This window comes from Kribbella sp. NPDC004536, from assembly GCF_042873835.1.
Taxonomy (GTDB): Bacteria; Actinomycetota; Actinomycetes; order Propionibacteriales; family Kribbellaceae; genus Kribbella.
Map to the genome: position 1 here is coordinate 1071158 of NZ_JBIALY010000002.1, position 16108 is coordinate 1087265.

The following is a 16108-nucleotide window of genomic DNA, read 5'->3' on the forward strand; positions in this document are numbered from 1 at the left end:
CAAGTCAGGTGCGTGGGCGGGTTTTGGCACGGTGGTGCGGGTGGCCCAGATTGGCCGTCCGATCGGGCCGGGACGTGGGTACTGTTCCCCGGACGCCTCACTCGGGGAGCATCCCTTGACGCACGATCGCCACTCCTACGCCGAGCCCGCCCTGGTTCGGACTACCCACCTCGAGCTCGACCTCGCGCTCGATTTCGGCCGGCAGGTACTGGCCGGCACCGCCACGCATACCTTGGCCTGGTCCGGCCCGGGTGACAGGCTGGTGCTGGACACCCGGGACATCACCGTGCTGGGCGTCGAAGGGCAGACCGCGGACGGCTGGGAGCCGTTGGAGTACAGCCTCGCCGCGGCCGATCCGGAGCTGGGTTCCGCGCTGACGATCGCGACCGCGGGCCATCCGCGGGTGAAGGTCGAGTACCGGACCGCGCCGACCGCGAGCGGGCTGCAGTGGCTGGAGCCGGCGATGACCGCCGGCGGCGTGATGCCGTTCATGTTCAGCCAGTCGCAGGCGATCCACGCGCGGAGCTGGGTGCCGCTGCAGGACACCCCGAGCGTCCGGTTCAGCTACGCCGCGCACGTCACCGCGCCGCCGGAGTTGATGGTGCTGATGAGCGCCGACAACGGTACGACCTCCCGCCGCACCGGCTCGTACGACGTGGTGATGCCCGAGCCGATCCCGTCGTACCTGCTGGCGATTGCCGCGGGCGACCTGGTGTTCGAGCCGCTCGGCGAGCGCTCCGGGGTGTGGGCCGAGCCCGCGACGGTACGGAAGGCCGCGACCGAGTTCGCCGACACCGAAGAGATGATGCGGGTCACCGAGGAGCTGTTCGGCCCGTACCGCTGGGGCCGGTACGACCTGCTCGTGCTGCCGCCGTCGTTCCCGTACGGCGGGATGGAGAACCCGCGGATGACGTTCGCGACGCCGACCGTGGTGATCGGCGACAAGTCGCTGGTCAGCGTGATCGCGCACGAGCTCGCGCACAGCTGGTCCGGCAACCTGGTCACGCAGGACAGCTGGGACGACATCTGGCTGAACGAGGGCTTCACCTCGTACGTCGAGAACCGGATCGTCGAGGCGGTGTACGGGACGGAGTTCGCGGTGATGGAGACCGCGATCAAGCAGCACGCGACCGTGGTGAAGCTGGACCCGCTGACTCCCGACGAGCTCGCGGTGGAACTGCCCGGCCTGCACCACCGGTCCGAGTACCACGGGACGACCTCGACCGGGCCGCTGAAGGGGTCGTGGTTCCTGTCCTGGTTGGAGGCGCGGTTCACGCGGGAAGTGTTCGATCCGTTCCTGCGCGGGTACTTCGACCGGTTCGCGTTCCGCAGCATCAACACCGACGACTTCGTCGCGCACCTGCAGGAGACGCTGCTCGCGTCGCATCCCGATGTCGTGACGGCCGACGAGCTGGCCGCGTGGTTGTACGAGCCGGGCATTCCGGCGTTCGCCGAGCGTGCGGTGTCGGCGCGGTTCCAGGTCGTGGACGAGGCGCGGACGACCTGGTTGACGACGGGGGAGCTGCCCCAGGGCGCGGAGCAGTGGACGACCCAGGAGTGGCTGCGGTTCCTCGACGCGGCGCCCGACGTACTGAGCCCGCTGTTGCTGCAGCAGCTGGACCGTGCCTTCGGTCTGACCGGTACGGCGAACGGCGAGATCGCCCGTCGGTGGTACCAGATCGTTGCCGCCAGCAGCTACGAGGCGGCCTACGCCGAAATGGCGGAGTTCCTGACGAAGGTGGGCCGGATGAAGCTCGTCCTTCCCGTCTACCAGGCCCTGGCCGGCACCGACCGGGCCTTCGCCGCCGAGGTCTTCGCCAAGGCCCGCCCCGGCTACCACCCCATCACCACAGCCGCCGTACAGAAAATCCTGGGCCAGTAGGCCTTACAGGTCGAGCTTGCGGCGGTTCACCTGTTGGTGAGGGCGGTAGCCCAGGCGTTCGTTGGTGCGGCGCATCGCGTGGTTCGTGTCGACGGTGTCGGTGACCAGGCCGTCGAGGTCGGGGAACTGGTGACGGACCTGGTGGATCTGGGCGGCCTTCATCCACAGCGCGAGACCGCGGCCGCGGTGTTCGGGAAGTACGGCGGTCCCGTACAGCTGGCCGTCGCCCTTCCCGTCACCCGGTACGACGACCTCGGTGAAGCCGGCCATCCGCCCGGTGTGGTCGAGGACCGCGACGACCGACAGGTGTTCGCCGCGCTGCTCGATCACCTGCGCCGCGTGCCGGGTCCGCTCGTTGTCCCACACGTCGACCGGTGCCGCGATCGTGCCGGACGGCGCATCCGCCATCCCGGTGCGCGCGTCGGTGAACGTCTGCAGCAGCTCGTCCGGTACGACGCCGTCCCACGACACCAGCCGGTACCCGGCGACCGCCGGTATGTCGGGCGTCGGCCGGGCGAGGTCGAGCCGGGCGTAGATCAGCCGCAGCCCGATCTCGAACCCGTGGTGCTGCAGGAACCGGTCGCCCACCGACGCGACGTCGACGTCGGCGATCACCGTCCGTACGTCGTGGTCCTGCGCGCCGGCCGCGACCGCGCGGAGCAGCGTCGAGCCGATGCCCTGGCGGCGTTCGGCCGGGTGCACGTTCAGCTCGAAGTCGGCGAGGGGGGCGTGCGTACGGCGGCTGTCCAGGCGCAGGAACGCGGATCCGACCGGCGTACCGTCGGGCCGCGTCGCGAGCCACGCGATGCGCCGGCTGAACGGGCGGAAGTCGGGATCGGTCAGCGGAATCAGTCTGATGCTCAAGCCGTCAACATAACCCGGCCGTGGGATCAGCGGTCCTGCCCGCCAGTTATCCGCTACCGTGGCGCGAAGCCGAGCGGGGAGGAGCCTGGGGTGGAGCTGGACGGGGAACGGGTCATCCGTACGATCGGTGCCGACCATGTCGCGCTGCGTGAGCAGGTCCTGGCGGAGCTTCGCCGCCGGATCGTCGACGGCGAGTACCGCGAAGGTGAACGGCTCACCGAGCTCCGGCTGGCCGACGACTTCGGCGTCTCCCGGAACCCGGTCCGCGAGGCGCTCCGCGTGGTCGAGGCCGAAGGCTTCGTGCAGATCCTTCCGCGGCGTGGAGCGGTGGTCGCGACGCTCGACGAGACGGCGGTCCGGGACCTGTTCGCCGTCCGGGAGCAACTCGAGACCCTCGCCGCCGGCCTGGCCGCCGAGCGGGCGACCCCGGCCGGGATCGCGGCCCTCCGCGCCCTCGTCGACGAGGCAGCCACGGCGACCGCGGCCAAGGACTTCGACCGGGTCGCCGAGCTGAACAGCGAGTTCCACCGCACCGTGATCGAGCTCAGCGCGAACCGCTGGCTGCTGTCGATGTCCGCAGCCATGTACCACCACGTGCATTGGGTCTTCCGAGCCGGGGCCGCCCAGCGCGCTCCGCACTCGTCCGAGGAGCATGTGCGCCTGATCGACGCCATTGAAGCAGGCGACCCGGAGGCAGCAGCTGAGGCCGCCCGCAGCCACGTCGAAGCCGCGGCGAAGGCCGCGCTCGGCTCGTGACTTGGGGAGGATCGTGTGCCGAATCGGGGCAGGAATGCTCCCCGACCCAAGTCAGCGGCCTACCGCGTAGCCCTGCATTCCGCGGGGGTTGGCGGCGGCCGCCAGCACTCCGTCGGGTTCCCGGCGTACGGCGCACAGCCGGCCGAGGCTCCACGGGTCCGACTCGGTGACGACGTGGCCTCGGCGTACCAGTTCGTCCCGGATGTTCGCGCCGACCCGGCTCTCGATGACCAGCCCACCCGGCTCGGTCGCCCGCGGGTAGAACGACGACGGGAAGCTGGTCGTGTGCCACGCCGGGGCGTCGATCGCCTCCTGCAGATCCGCCCCCGCGCCGAGATGCCTCAGCAGGAACAACAGTTGCCACTGGTCCTGCTGATCACCGCCAGGTGAGCCGCACGCCATCACCGGCTCGCTGTCGCGGAGCACCAGCGTCGGCGTCAGCGTGGTCCGCGGTCGCTTACCGGGCGCGAGGGACGCGGGCAGACCCTCCTCGAGCCAGAACATCTGGGCGCGCGAGCCGAGACAGAACCCGAGCTCCGGAATCGTCGGCGAGGACTGCAACCACCCGCCACTCGGTGTCGCCGAGATCATGTTGCCCCAGCGGTCCACCACGTCGACGTGACAGGTGTCGCCGCGCGTCTCGCCGACCGCGGACACCGTCGGCTCGCCGGTCGTCGCATCGCCGGTTTCGTTGCCTGTAGCAATCGAAGGCAGAACGGGCGTACGACCGTCGGGCGACCCCGGGCGAAGCTCCAGCGACGCGTCCGCCCCGACCAGCTTCGCCCGCTCGGCCGCATACGCGGAGGAGAGGAGCGTCGCCAGCGGCACGTCGGCGGCGTCGCCGTACCACGCCTCGCGGTCCGCGTACGACAGCTTCATCACCTCGACCGTCGTGTGCACACCCTCGGCGCTGTCGAGATCCACCTCGCCCAGCGCCGCCAGTACCGCGAGCGACTGCAACAGCCCCGGTCCCTGACCCCAGGGCCCGGTCTTCGCGACCGTGTACCCGTTCCAGTCGTACGTCGCCGCGTCCTCCCAACTCGCCTCGAACGCAGCCATGTCAGCGCCGGTGATCAGCCCGCCGTGGTCCGCCCCGCTCGAATCCCGGTGCGGCAACTTCGAGAACCCGTCGACCGCTTCGGCGACGAACCCTTCCCGCCACGCCCGTCGTGCCCGCTCGAGCTGCTCCTGCCGATCGCCCTCGCCGGCCTCGCGGACCAGCCGCTCCAGCGTCCCGGCGTACGCCTCGTTCCGGAACCGTCCCGACACCGGCCGCCCGCCCTGCAACCACAGCGCCGCCGACGTAGGCCAATGCTCCTCGAACAACTCCTGCACGGTGGCGATCGTGTCGGCCACGCGCGGTACGAGGGGATGCCCGTTCCGCGCGTACTCGATGGCAGGCTCGAGTACGACGCTCAACGGCAGCGTCCCGTGATCGCGCAACAGCAACAGCCACGCGTCCACCGCACCGGGAACCGTCGCCGCGAGCGGTCCCGACCCCGGTACGAGCGTCAGCCCGAGCTCCCGGTAGTGCTCGATCGTAGCCCCGGCCGGCGCGACGCCCTGTCCGCAGAGCACCCGTGGCGCCGGGTTGTCCGCGGTGGCGATGATCGCCGGTACCTCGCCGCCCGGACCGTTGAGGTGCGGCTCGACCACGTGCAGCACGAACCCGGCCGCGGCGCCCGCGTCGAACGCGTTCCCGCCGAGCTCGAGGATCCGCATCGCCGACTGGGACGCCAGCCAGTGCGTGGACGAGACCATCCCGAACGTACCGCGCAGCGTCGGCCGGGTGGTGAACGTCATTTTGCGACTCCTTCTGTAGTCCGTACGTCTGGTCCGGCTCCGTCGTCGGTCACGAGGTGACAGGCCACCTGGTGTCCACCTTCGCCGATCACGCGGGGTTCCGGTACGACGGTCCGGCAGGTGGCCACCGCGACCGGGCACCTGGTGTGGAAGCGGCATCCGGCCGGCGGGTCGATCGCCGACGGCAGGTCGTCGCCGAGCAGGACGGGCCGCCGGGCGCGCTGCTCGGCCGGATCGGGGACGGGCGCGGCGGACAGCAATGCCTGCGTGTACGGGTGGGCCGGCTTCGCGAAGATCCGCTCCCGGGGTCCTTGCTCGACGAGTTGGCCCAGGTACATCACCGCGACCTCGTCGGCCAGGTACTCGACCGCGGACAGGTCGTGCGTGATGAACAGGCACGCGAATCCCAGGTCCCGCTGCAGATCGGCGAGCAGGTTCAGTACGGCGGCCTGGACCGAGACGTCGAGCGCGCTCGTCGGCTCGTCCGCGACGAGCAGGCGTGGTTCGGAGATCAGCGCACGGGCGATGCTGACCCGCTGGCGCTGACCTCCGGACAGTTCGTGCGGTGCCCGCTGGGCGACCTCGGGCCGGAGGCCGACGCGGCGCAGCGCCTCGGCGACCTTCGCCGGGATGTCCTTGCGGCGCATCAGCCGGAGCGGTTCGCCGACGATGTCGCCGACCGACAACCGCGGGTTGAGCGAGCCGGCCGGGTCCTGGAACACGATCGACACGTCGCGACGATGCGGCCGCAGCCGGCGGCGGCTGAGGTGCGTGATGTCGGCGCCGGCGATCCGGACGGTGCCGCCGGTCGGTTCGAGGAGCCGGACGACGCAGCGCCCGACGGTCGACTTGCCGGAGCCGCTCTCGCCGACGAGCGCGACCACTGACCCTTCCCGGATCCGCAGCGTGACGCCGTCGACGGCACGGACCGGACCGAAGTGCATGACGAGGTCGTCGACTTCCAGGGCATCCATCAGACCTCCACTCCGACGTTCCAGCAGGCGACTCGATGTGGTCCATCGGTCAGGGTCGGCTGGGACGTCGTACAGGTGTCGAGTACGCGGGGGCAGCGGTCGGCGAACGTACACGCGTCGGGCTGTTCGGTGAGGACCGGTACGAGGCCGGGAATCTCGTTCAGCCGTTGGGATTCCGCGTACCGGGCAGCTGCGGGGGAGGCGCCGAGCAGGCCGGTCGTGTACGGGTGCCGCGGGTGGGCGAACAACTCGTGGACCTCGGCCGTCTCGACGACGCGCCCCGCGTACATGACCGCGACCCGGTCGGCGAGGTCTGCGACGACGCCGAGGTCGTGCGTGATCAGGACGATGCTGGTACCGAGCCGTTCGCGGAGTCCACGCAGTACGTCGAGAATGCCGGCCTGGATCGTGACGTCCAGAGCTGTCGTCGGCTCGTCGGCGATCAGCACCTTAGGGTCGCAGGCGACCGCCATCGCGATCATCACCCGCTGCCGCATGCCGCCGGACAGCTGGTGCGGGTAGTCGCCGACGCGCCGTTCGGCCGACGGGATGCCGACGAGTTCGAGCAGCTCGATCGCGCGGGCGTGCGCGGCCTGGCGGTTCAGGCCGATGTGCGTACGGAGTACCTCGCTGATCTGGTGGCCGACGGTGAAGACCGGGTTCAGCGAGGTCATCGGTTCCTGGAAGATGTACGCGACCTCGCGGCCACGGATCGATCGCAGGGTGCGCTTGTCGGCGCCGATCAGTTCCGTGCCGCCGAGCTCGACCGAGCCGGTGACGGTCGCGGTACGGGGGAGCAGACCGGCGATGCTCATCGCGGTGACGCTCTTGCCGCAGCCGGACTCCCCGACGACGGCCAGCACCTCGCCGTCGCCGACCTCGAGGCTGATCCGGTCGACCGCCGACAGGAGACCGTCCTCGGTCCGGAACGTGACGCTCAGATCCTTCAGTGCCAGCACAGGTTTCATCGGCGGCTCGCCTTCGGGTCGAGGGCGTCCCGCAGGCTGTCGCCGACGATGTTGAACGCCAACGTGAGCAACATGATCGCGACCCCGGGCATCACCGCGGCCCACGGCGCCCGGGACGCGAACTGCTGGGCGTCGGCGAGCATCGTGCCGAGGCTCGGCGCCGGCGGCTGGATGCCGAGGCCGAGGAACGACAGCACCGCCTCGCCGAGGATGGCGGCCGGGATGCCGACGGTTGCTTGCACGATGATCGCGGAGCCTGCGTTCGGCAGGATGTGCCGGCCCAGCACCCAAGCGTCCCCGGCGCCCTCGACGATCGCGGCCGCGACGAAGTCGAGCGACTTCAGCCGGAGCGTCTCGGACCGGACGATCCGGATCATGCCGGGGATCTGCGCGATCCCGATCGCGATCGCCGCGTTGCCGAGGCTGGCGCCACGGATCGCGGCCAGCCCGACTGCGAGGATCAGGAACGGGAAAGCGAGCACCAGATCGGTCAGCCGGGAGATCAGCGCGTCGACGGTCCGGAAGTACCCGGCGATCAGCCCGAGCGGTACGCCGACCACGAGCGAGAACGCCACCGCCAGGATGCCGACGTGCAACGAGGCGCGCAGGCCGAACATGATCCGGGACAGCACGTCGCGGCCGAGGTCGTCGGTGCCGAGCAGGTACCCGGCCGTACCCGGCGGGGCGAATGCGCGGTCCAGGTGGTTCTGCGTCGGCTCGTGCGGCGCGAGCCAGTTCGCGAAGACGGCGAGGAGCACCGCGATCGCCAGCACCGCGAGCCCGGTCAGGGCGAGCGGGTTGTGGACGATCCGGCGAACCACCCGCCGGCGATTGCTGCGCAGTGGTGCGGCGGTCACCGCCTCGGCTACCGCCATCACGCCTCCCCTCGGACCCGGATGCGCGGGTCGATGATCGAGTACAGCAGGTCGACCACCAGGTTGATGACGATGTACGCCGTCGCGGTGACGAGGACGACCGCCTGGATGACCGGGTAGTCGCGCTGGAAGACGGCGTCGACGGTCAGCTTCCCGAAGCCCGGCAGCGCGAAGATCCGCTCGGTCACGACGGCGCCGGAGATCAGCGCGCCGAGCTGCAGACCGACGATCGTCACCACCACGATCAGACTGTTGCGCAGGGCATGTTTCCCGACGACCGCCCTCGGTGGCAGCCCTTTCGCCTCCGCGGTCCGGACGTAGTCGGCGGACAACGCGTCGAGCATGGACGACCTGGTTTGCCGCATGATCACCGCCGCCAGTCCTGTGCCGAGGATCATCGACGGCAGGATCAGGTGGTGCAGGTTCGCGATCGGGTTGCTGAAGAACGGCACGAAGCCCGACGCGGGAAAGAGGCCGAGGGCAACCGACAGGTACAGGATCGCCATCAGCCCGAGCCAGAAGTGCGGCACCGACAGGCCGAGCAGGGCGAGTGCGTTCGCGGCCCACTCCGCCGGACGCCCGCGCCGTACCGCGGCCAGCACGCCGGCGCCGACGCCGATCACGCTCGCGATCAGGATCGCCAGCACGGACAGCTCGATCGTCACCGGGAGGGCGCTGACGATCATCGACCGGACCGGCGTACCGGTCCGGATCGACCGGCCGAGATCACCACGCGCGGCATGACTCACGAACTGCCAGAACTGTACGAGCCACGACTGGTCGAGGCCGTACTGCTGCCGGATCGCCCGCAACGACTCCGGATCCCGGTCCTCACCGGCCAGCGCCAGCGCGGGATCGCCGGGCAGCGCGCGTACTCCGACGAACACGACGATCGTCGCGAGCACGAGCGTGACCGCGGACTGCCAGAGCCGGTTGAGCAGGTACCGCCTCACTTGGCGAACCCTGCGAAGGCCGTCCGGATCACCCCGTCGGGGTAGACCTGGATGCCGAGCAGCTTCTTCGAGACACCGGTCAGGTTGCGCTGGCGGTACAGGTAGATGATCGGATCGTCCTGCTGCAGCTTGCCGACGACCTCGCCGTACAGCTTCACCCGCTCGGCCTGGTCGGTGGACTCGCGCGCGTCGGTGAGGAGCTTGTCGACGCCCGTGCTGCTGTAGCCGGAGACGTTCTGGCTGCCGGTGGTGCCGACGAAGTTGTAGATGTTCGCGTCCGGGTCGACGCGGCCGGACCAGCCGAGCTGCAGGAGCTCGAAGTCGCCACGGTCCTGCTGGTCGAGCAGAGCGGCGTACTCGACCGGCTTGATGACCAGGTCGAACCCGCCCTCCTTCACCATCCCCTGCAGTGCTTGCGCGAGCCGCAGGCTGTCCGGGTTGTTCGACGTGATCATCTCGACCTTGTACGGCGTACTCACGCCGGCGTCGGCCAGCAACTGCTTCGCTTTCGCCGGATCGTGCGCGGGGCAGACCTGCGCCGCGTCGGAGGTGAACTCGCTCTTCGGCGAGATCGGCGAGCACGCGACCGTGTTCAGGCCGTTGAAGATCGACTTGACCAGCGCGTCGCGGTCGATCGACAACGCCAGCGCCTGCCGGACCCGCGGATCCTTCGCGATCGGGGTGTCGAGCTGCTTCAGCGGATTGCCGACGCCGTTCGCATTGCCGATGTTGACGGTCAGGCCCTGGTACCCGAGCGACTGGGACTGCAGTACGGTGACGCTGCTGTCGCTCTGCAAGGCCGGTGCGTCCTGCGTGGACAGCGAATCCGCGACCTGGGCGTCACCGGACTTGAGGTTCGCGGAGCGGATGCTGGACTCGGTGATGATCCGGTACTCGATCGCGTCCAGGTGCACCTTGGCGGCGTCGTAGTACTGCGGGTCCTTCACCACCTTGATCGAGTTCTGCGCGACCCGGCTGGCGAACTTGAACGGGCCGACGCACACCGGTGCGTTGGAGAAGTTCGCGCCGAGCTTCGCGACCGCGGCCGGGCTCAGCACCATGCCGGCCCGGTCGGCGAGCGCGGCCGTCAGCGGCGCGAACGGCTTCGACAGCTTGATCACGACGGTGTTCGGGTTCGGTGTGTCGATCGAGGTGATCGGGCCGAGCTCGCTCTTGCGGGCGGAGCCGGCCAGCGTCAGGTCCCGGTTCAGCGAGACCTTCACCGCGTTCGAGTCGAACGTACCGCCGTCGGCGAACTTCACGCCCTGCTTGAGCGGGATCGTCAGGCTGAGCCCGTCGGCCGAGACGGTCGGCAGCGCGGTCGCGAGCTGGGGCACCACCTTCGCGTCCGGGCCGAGGTCGTACAGCTTCTCGCACATCGTGTGGAAGACGTAGCGCGAGTACAGGCTGCGGGACAGCGTCGGGTCGAGCTTGTCCGGGTCGGCGGAGAGCGCGACCGTCAACGTGCCGCCCTGCTTGACCTGCGCAGGGTCGGCCGCTGCGCCGAACGCGTCCTGGCCCGTCGGCGCTTTCGAGGAGCTGGTGTCACCACCGGCCGGTTCGACCGGTGAGCACCCGACCACCGCTGCGAGAGCCAGCACGGCCACGGCCGCGCCGGCCCTCGCTGTTAGGACGGAGCTCAGGTTCCGGCGGACGAATCGGTTCCTTGCGCGTCGACGAGTCATCGCTAACTCCTGTGTAGGCGGATTACTGTCGACTGTTTCATGTATACAAGGTGCGTGCGCAAGTGATTCGGCGAGTTTGTCCGAACCTTTTACGACTCGGTCAACACCACCGGGTAGGTGAGGGTGCCGGCCGGGACGGCGGCGTCGCCGAGCGCGAGCGCCATCAGGTGCGGCCCGTCGTACTGCGGGTGATGGATGCCGAACTCGGTCGCCTGCCGGAAACCGAAGCGCGGGTAGTACGTGTCGTGGCCGAGCACGACAACCGCCGGCTCGGTCCGCTCGCGCGCCGCAGCCAGCGCCGCCCGGACGGCGGCACCACCGGCGCCCTGCCGCTGGTACGCCGGCAGCGCGGCGACCGGGCCGAGCGACAGGATCGGTACGTCGCCGACGTGACAGCGGGTGAGCAACGCGTACGCGACCGGTCGATCATCGGGGCCGGTGGCAACGAACATCGACCCGGGGAGCCAGGCCTTCGGCTCGGCCCGGTGTGCGTCGAGGAAGTCGACCTCGAACTGCCGGCCGAACGCGTCGCGGGTGAGGTCACGGAGGGTCTCGACGTCCGACGCGATCTCCACCCGGGTGTTCCAGGAGTTGGACAACGGAGGTCCCTTTCAGAGAGTTGAGGAGATGACCGTTTGCACTCTTTTCAGCACTGCCGGACGGGCGGCAGCGCTCGATCGCGCGGTCATCAACTCACCTCCTGCTCCGAAGTCGGACCAACTTTAGCCGACGGCGAGGCGTCAATCATCCTGAATTCGCCGACACCGACGAGCCAGGGGAGCTGTCATGAACGCTGTCGCCCGGGGGAACCGCAAGGGTCCTGGAGGATTGAGAACCTACGTCGTGGGAGCCGGTGCGGTCGCGGCAGTCCTGACCGCCGCCGCGTGCGGCTCGTCCGCCGCCTCGGACGGCAGCAAGCCTTCGGAGGTGACGACGTCGACGAGCACGACACCCAGCACCACCCCGTCGTCCAGCGCCACCCCGTCGTCCAGCGCAACGACTCCGACCAAGTCGACCACAACCAAGCCGATCGACGACTCGGGCGCCGAACTGTGTGTGATGGCCGACCTGAAGTTCACCGTCACCGACTACGACGCGCCGGGCGAGCCGGTCCGCCACCTGATGCTCGTGGCCACCAACAAGAGCGCGAAGAAGTGCACGGTCCACAGCTATCCCGTGGTCACCCTCGGCGATGCCAAGCAACCCGCACCCGTGAAGGCCGGTGAGGAAGACGAGCCGCTCGTGCTCGCTCCGGGCGACAAGGCGTACGCCGGCGTGCTCGCGACCGGCGGCCACATGGACACCTACACCGTGAAGTTCGTGACGGTCGGCCTCGGCAGCCCCGGCGGTGAGACCGAGCCCGAGCCCCCGGTCAAGGTGAAGATGCCCGTCACCTCCTTCCAGGCCGACGACGGCCAGCGCATCACGTACTGGTCCGGCACCGAGGGCCTCGCGATGCGCCCCGTCACCTCGTCCTGATCACTCGGGCCATTCGAGCACGAGTGGATCCTTGGACGGCGGCCCGACCGGAGTCCAGCTGTCGTCGAGGAGGCGGTACGGATGCCAGCGCCCGTGGCGGTCGAGGCGGAGCTGGAGGTCGACTCCGAGCGTCAACCAGTTCTCGGACACTCTGACGTCTTCGGCCGCGAGCAGTTCGGTGCGGGCGCGGTTCAGTACGGCTTCGTCGGGCGTCCAGGTGCGTTCGAGTACGTCGAGCCCGGACGCCCCGCCGTACCGCCAGGCTTGGATGCCCAGGGCAAGGGATTCGTCGCCGAGTTCGGGGAAGTCGGCAGCCAGCCGGATGGTGTCCTGGTGTTCGTCGAGAGTGTCCGGCACGGCGGTGTCGTGGAGGAGCGCGTTCAGCATCGAGCGCGCCCGGCGGGCGGCGTCCAGCACCAGGAACTGGAGAGTGAACGGTCCGAAGCCATCGGGTGGTTCGATCCCCGCGGCGGCAAGCTGGTCGATGGTGATCTTCGCCGGCAGGCTCGGTGGCTCGGGCAGCGGGGACGGGTCGGCGGCGACGGCTTCGGCGACGGACACGCCGCGCCGGACGGCCGGAGTGTCCGGCACAGCGGTCGACACTTGCAGTGCGTCGAGGAGTGTGTCGCGGGTGCGTCCTCTCAGTAGGAGAAGTACGAACGGGTCGTCGTCCAGCAGCCACGCGACCTGGTAGCACAGCGCGGCCGCGTGCTGGCAGGGCAGCTCCCAGGCGTCGCACGTACAACTCGGGTCGAGATCGCCGATCCCAGGCAGCAACGCGACCCCGGCGTCGGACGCGGCCTCGACCAGGTTGTGCGGCATCTCGCCGTCCAGCAACGCCGCGAGGTGCCCGGCGCGGGCCGCCACCTGCTCCCGGAAACGCCGCCAGTCGTCGTCGCTCAGCTCGTCGACCTGAACGACGGACTCGTACGTGTCCTCAGGCGCGTAGACGGTCGCCGCGATCCGTCCCGGGCTGATCGTGATCGTGCCGACCTGGCCCGAGTTCGCGTACTGCCGGCCTTTCCGGAGCTGGTTGTTGTCGAGCGAGGTGTCCTCCATCGCCTGCACCCACGCGCGTGCCCACCACGACCGCCCACGCGTACTCCGCCGCTGCCGGGAGAACGCCGGGAAGCCCTGTGCGCCACTCATCGCAGACCTCCGCGCAGCTCGACGAGATCGGCCAGTTCGCTGTCGGACAGCTCCGTCAACGCCGCCTCGCCGCCGGACAGCACCGCGTCGGCCAGTTCGCGTTTCGCGGCCAGCATCCCGGCGATCCGGTCCTCGATGGTGCCCTCGGCAATCAACCGGTGCACCTGCACCGGCCGGGTCTGCCCGATCCGGTACGCCCGGTCCGTCGCCTGATCCTCGACCGCCGGGTTCCACCAGCGGTCGTAGTGCACGACGTGTTCGGCCCGCGTCAGGTTCAGCCCGGTCCCGGCAGCCTTCAGTGACAGCAGGAACACCGGCACCTCACCCGCCTGGAACCGGTCGACCATCTCCTCGCGCTGCGGCACCGGAGTGCCGCCGTGCAACAGTTGCGCGCCGATCCCGCGCGACGTCAGGTGCCGCTCGAGCAGCCGGGCCATCGCGACGTACTGGGTGAACACGAGCACCGCGCCTTCCTCGGCGAGAATCGTTCCGAGGAGTTCGTCGAGCAGTTCCAGCTTGCCCGAGCGGCCGGTCAACTTCGCGTCGTCGGCCTCCTTCAGGTACTGCGCCGGGTGGTTGCAGATCTGCTTCAGCCCGGTCAGCAGCTTGACGATCAGGCCGCGGCGGGCCATCCGGTCGCTGGCGCGTACCTCGTCCATCAGCTCGCGAACCGTTGCCTCGTACAACACGACCTGCTCGCGGGTGAGCGACACCGGCTGGTCGGTCTCGGTCTTCGGCGGGAGCTCGGGCGCGATCCCCGGATCGGACTTCTTCCGCCGCAGCAGGAACGGGCGGACCAGCTTCGCGAGCCGCGCGGCGACCTCCTCGTCCTTGTCCGCCTCGATCGGCGTCGCCCACTGGTTCCGGAACGTGCCGAGGCGGCCGAGCAGCCCGGGCGTCGTCCAGTCGAGGACCGCCCACAACTCGGACAGGTTGTTCTCCACCGGAGTGCCGGTCAGGGCGACGCGTGCCTTCGCCGGAACGGTCCGCAGCGCCTTCGCCGTACCGGACGAGGGATTCTTCACGTGCTGCGCCTCGTCCGCGACCACGAGCGCCCACGGATGAGCGGCCAGCCGTACGGCGTCGCGGCGCAGCGTGCCGTACGTCGTGAGCACGAAGCCGTCGTGCGCGTCGTCGAGGGATCGGGACGTGCCGTGGAAACGCCGGACCGCGGTGCCGGGCGCGAAGCGTTGGACCTCGCGCTCCCAGTTGCCGAGGAGGGACGCGGGGCAGACGACGAGCGTCGGGCCGGCGGTGTCCTCGGACTGCTGGCGGTGTAGGTGCAGCGAGATCAGCGTGATGGTTTTGCCGAGGCCCATGTCGTCGGCGAGGCAACCGCCGAGACCGAGCGACGTCATCCGGGACAGCCAGCGCAGACCACGGAGCTGGTAGTCGCGGAGGGTCGCGTGCAGGCCGGGTGGTGCCTCGATCGGTTCGTCTGCGCGGTCCGGGTCGGCGATCCGCGCGCGGAGCTCGTCGAGCCACTTCGCCGGGGTGACCGCGATCTGCTGTCCGTCGACCTCGGCGGTGCCGGTCAGCGCGGCGCCGAGGGCGTCGATCGCGGTGACGGGTTTCAGGATCCGCTCGCGGGCCTTGCGGGCCAGGTCGGGGTCGATCAGCATCCACTGGTCGCGGAGCCGTACGACCGGACGGGTCGCCTCGGCGAGCTGGTCGAGCTCAGCCTCGGTCAGCGGGTCGTCGCCGACCGCGACCTGCCAGCTGAAGTCGAGCGTCCGGTCGCCCTGGAAGAAGCTCGGCAGGCTGCTCGGCGGGCCGTCGGCGGAGGTGATGGCGGCGCGCGCGGTGAGGGCGCGGCCGAGGCTCTTCGGCCAGTGCAGGTCGATGCCGGCGGCCGTGAGCCGCTGGGCGGAGCCGGCCAGCAGCTCGGCGACGTCTTCGTCGGCGAGTTCCATCCGGTCCGGTACGGCGGAGTCGAGCAGCCGGGCGAGGGGCGGCCAGACGCGAGCGGCCCGGCGGATCGCGAGCGTGGCGTCGATCCGTGCCCGCGGACCGAAGCCCGGTACGTCGGCCGACCAGACGTCGTACGCGTCGCTGACCAGGGTCGGGTCCTTGAGACTGTGCAGCTGTACGACGGCACCGAACGACTGGTGCTCGCTCAGCTCGAGCCGCAGCGAGATCCGTACACCGGAGTCGAGTCCGGCGGAGACCTCGTCCGCCCAGGTTCTCAGCCGATCCGCGCTCTGTGGGGTGGATGCGGCGAAGAGGTTCGTCTGATGCAGCTTCGCGGCCGCGGGGGAGCGGGGCATGCCGTCGGCCACCGCGTCGAGGAACTGCCTGAGCAGGTCCTCCGCCACGGGCAGCCGTACGTCGCCCGTGGTGTCGAGCGGGAGAGCTCGCGCAGAGACCGGCATGGCCTCGGCCAGCTCCAGGACCCGGGTGATGTCGTCCGGGTCGAGCGGCCCGATCCGCCAGGCGTCGTGCCCGTCCGGCGAGACGCCCGGCAGAAGCTTGCCGCGAGCAACCAATTGCAACGCGACCAGCGAAGCCCCACCCCAGAACGCCCCCGACGGATGCACCCCCACCCCCCGCCGCAACCGCCCCAACACCGGCACCGCCTCCGCCACCGCCAACTCAACCGCCCGCACGGTCTGCACCCGACCCGCCTCGGCCTGCGGGTCTGTGAGCAGGGTCAGCTCGACCTGTTCACCCACACCGAGGGGGAGAGGAGCGCCGGTTGGCTGCCAGAAGGCGACTGTGCT

13 protein-coding genes are annotated in these 16108 nt (G+C 70.0%); 3 read left to right on the forward strand and 10 right to left on the reverse strand.

Going from position 1 to position 16108, the window contains the following annotated elements:
• The first annotated feature begins 115 nt into the window (after nt 1–115).
• A complete protein-coding gene (locus ACFYRU_RS19910; RefSeq protein WP_387660807.1) occupies nt 116–1882 on the forward strand; it encodes a M1 family metallopeptidase in 1767 nt (588 codons plus the stop codon).
• A gap of 3 nt (nt 1883–1885) precedes the next feature.
• On the opposite strand, the gene ACFYRU_RS19915 is transcribed toward ACFYRU_RS19910, so the two are convergent.
• Nucleotides 1886–2746: a GNAT family N-acetyltransferase gene (locus ACFYRU_RS19915; protein WP_387660810.1), complete on the reverse strand. Its 861-nt coding sequence runs from the start codon at nt 2744–2746 to the stop codon at nt 1886–1888.
• A gap of 90 nt (nt 2747–2836) precedes the next feature.
• Here ACFYRU_RS19915 and ACFYRU_RS19920 point away from each other — a divergent pair, with 90 nt between their 5' ends.
• Complete coding sequence (locus ACFYRU_RS19920) at nt 2837–3502, forward strand: GntR family transcriptional regulator (RefSeq protein ID WP_387660813.1); 666 nt, start codon at nt 2837–2839, stop codon at nt 3500–3502.
• A gap of 51 nt (nt 3503–3553) precedes the next feature.
• Here ACFYRU_RS19920 and ACFYRU_RS19925 read toward each other — a convergent pair whose 3' ends face one another.
• The 7 genes from ACFYRU_RS19925 to ACFYRU_RS19955 form a co-directional block, all read right to left on the reverse strand.
• Nucleotides 3554–5305 carry a gamma-glutamyltransferase family protein gene (locus ACFYRU_RS19925; protein ID WP_387660815.1) on the reverse strand — a complete coding sequence of 584 codons (1752 nt, stop codon included), beginning with the start codon at nt 5303–5305 and terminating at the stop codon, nt 3554–3556.
• Nucleotides 5302–6279 (reverse strand): ABC transporter ATP-binding protein, encoded by a 978-nt coding sequence (locus tag ACFYRU_RS19930; protein WP_387660818.1) that lies wholly within the window; start codon nt 6277–6279, stop codon nt 5302–5304. The genes ACFYRU_RS19925 and ACFYRU_RS19930 overlap by 4 nt, the downstream gene beginning before the upstream one ends.
• Nucleotides 6279–7247 (reverse strand): ABC transporter ATP-binding protein, encoded by a 969-nt coding sequence (locus tag ACFYRU_RS19935; RefSeq protein ID WP_387660821.1) that lies wholly within the window; start codon nt 7245–7247, stop codon nt 6279–6281. Before ACFYRU_RS19935 ends, ACFYRU_RS19930 begins: the two co-directional genes overlap by 1 nt.
• A complete protein-coding gene (locus ACFYRU_RS19940; protein ID WP_387660824.1) occupies nt 7244–8122 on the reverse strand; it encodes an ABC transporter permease in 879 nt (292 codons plus the stop codon). The genes ACFYRU_RS19935 and ACFYRU_RS19940 overlap by 4 nt, the downstream gene beginning before the upstream one ends.
• On the reverse strand, nt 8122–9075 hold the full coding sequence (locus ACFYRU_RS19945) for an ABC transporter permease (RefSeq protein ID WP_387660827.1): 954 nt from the start codon (nt 9073–9075) through the stop codon (nt 8122–8124). Before ACFYRU_RS19945 ends, ACFYRU_RS19940 begins: the two co-directional genes overlap by 1 nt.
• Nucleotides 9072–10760, reverse strand: coding sequence for an ABC transporter substrate-binding protein (locus tag ACFYRU_RS19950; RefSeq protein ID WP_387660830.1), 1689 nt, complete (start codon nt 10758–10760; stop codon nt 9072–9074). Before ACFYRU_RS19950 ends, ACFYRU_RS19945 begins: the two co-directional genes overlap by 4 nt.
• Before the next feature lie 89 nt (nt 10761–10849).
• Complete coding sequence (locus ACFYRU_RS19955; RefSeq protein WP_387660833.1) at nt 10850–11359, reverse strand: GNAT family N-acetyltransferase; 510 nt, start codon at nt 11357–11359, stop codon at nt 10850–10852.
• 187 nt (nt 11360–11546) lie between these two features.
• On the opposite strand from ACFYRU_RS19955, the gene ACFYRU_RS19960 reads away from it, so the two are divergent.
• Nucleotides 11547–12239 (forward strand): DUF4232 domain-containing protein, encoded by a 693-nt coding sequence (locus ACFYRU_RS19960; RefSeq protein ID WP_387660836.1) that lies wholly within the window; start codon nt 11547–11549, stop codon nt 12237–12239.
• Here the strand turns inward: ACFYRU_RS19960 and ACFYRU_RS19965 are convergent, their stop codons facing one another.
• Both ACFYRU_RS19965 and ACFYRU_RS19970 read right to left on the reverse strand, forming a co-directional pair.
• Nucleotides 12240–13388 (reverse strand): SWIM zinc finger family protein, encoded by a 1149-nt coding sequence (locus tag ACFYRU_RS19965; RefSeq protein WP_387660839.1) that lies wholly within the window; start codon nt 13386–13388, stop codon nt 12240–12242.
• Nucleotides 13385–16060: a DEAD/DEAH box helicase gene (locus tag ACFYRU_RS19970; RefSeq protein ID WP_387660842.1), complete on the reverse strand. Its 2676-nt coding sequence runs from the start codon at nt 16058–16060 to the stop codon at nt 13385–13387. Before ACFYRU_RS19970 ends, ACFYRU_RS19965 begins: the two co-directional genes overlap by 4 nt.
• Between the last annotated feature and the right edge of the window lie 48 nt (nt 16061–16108).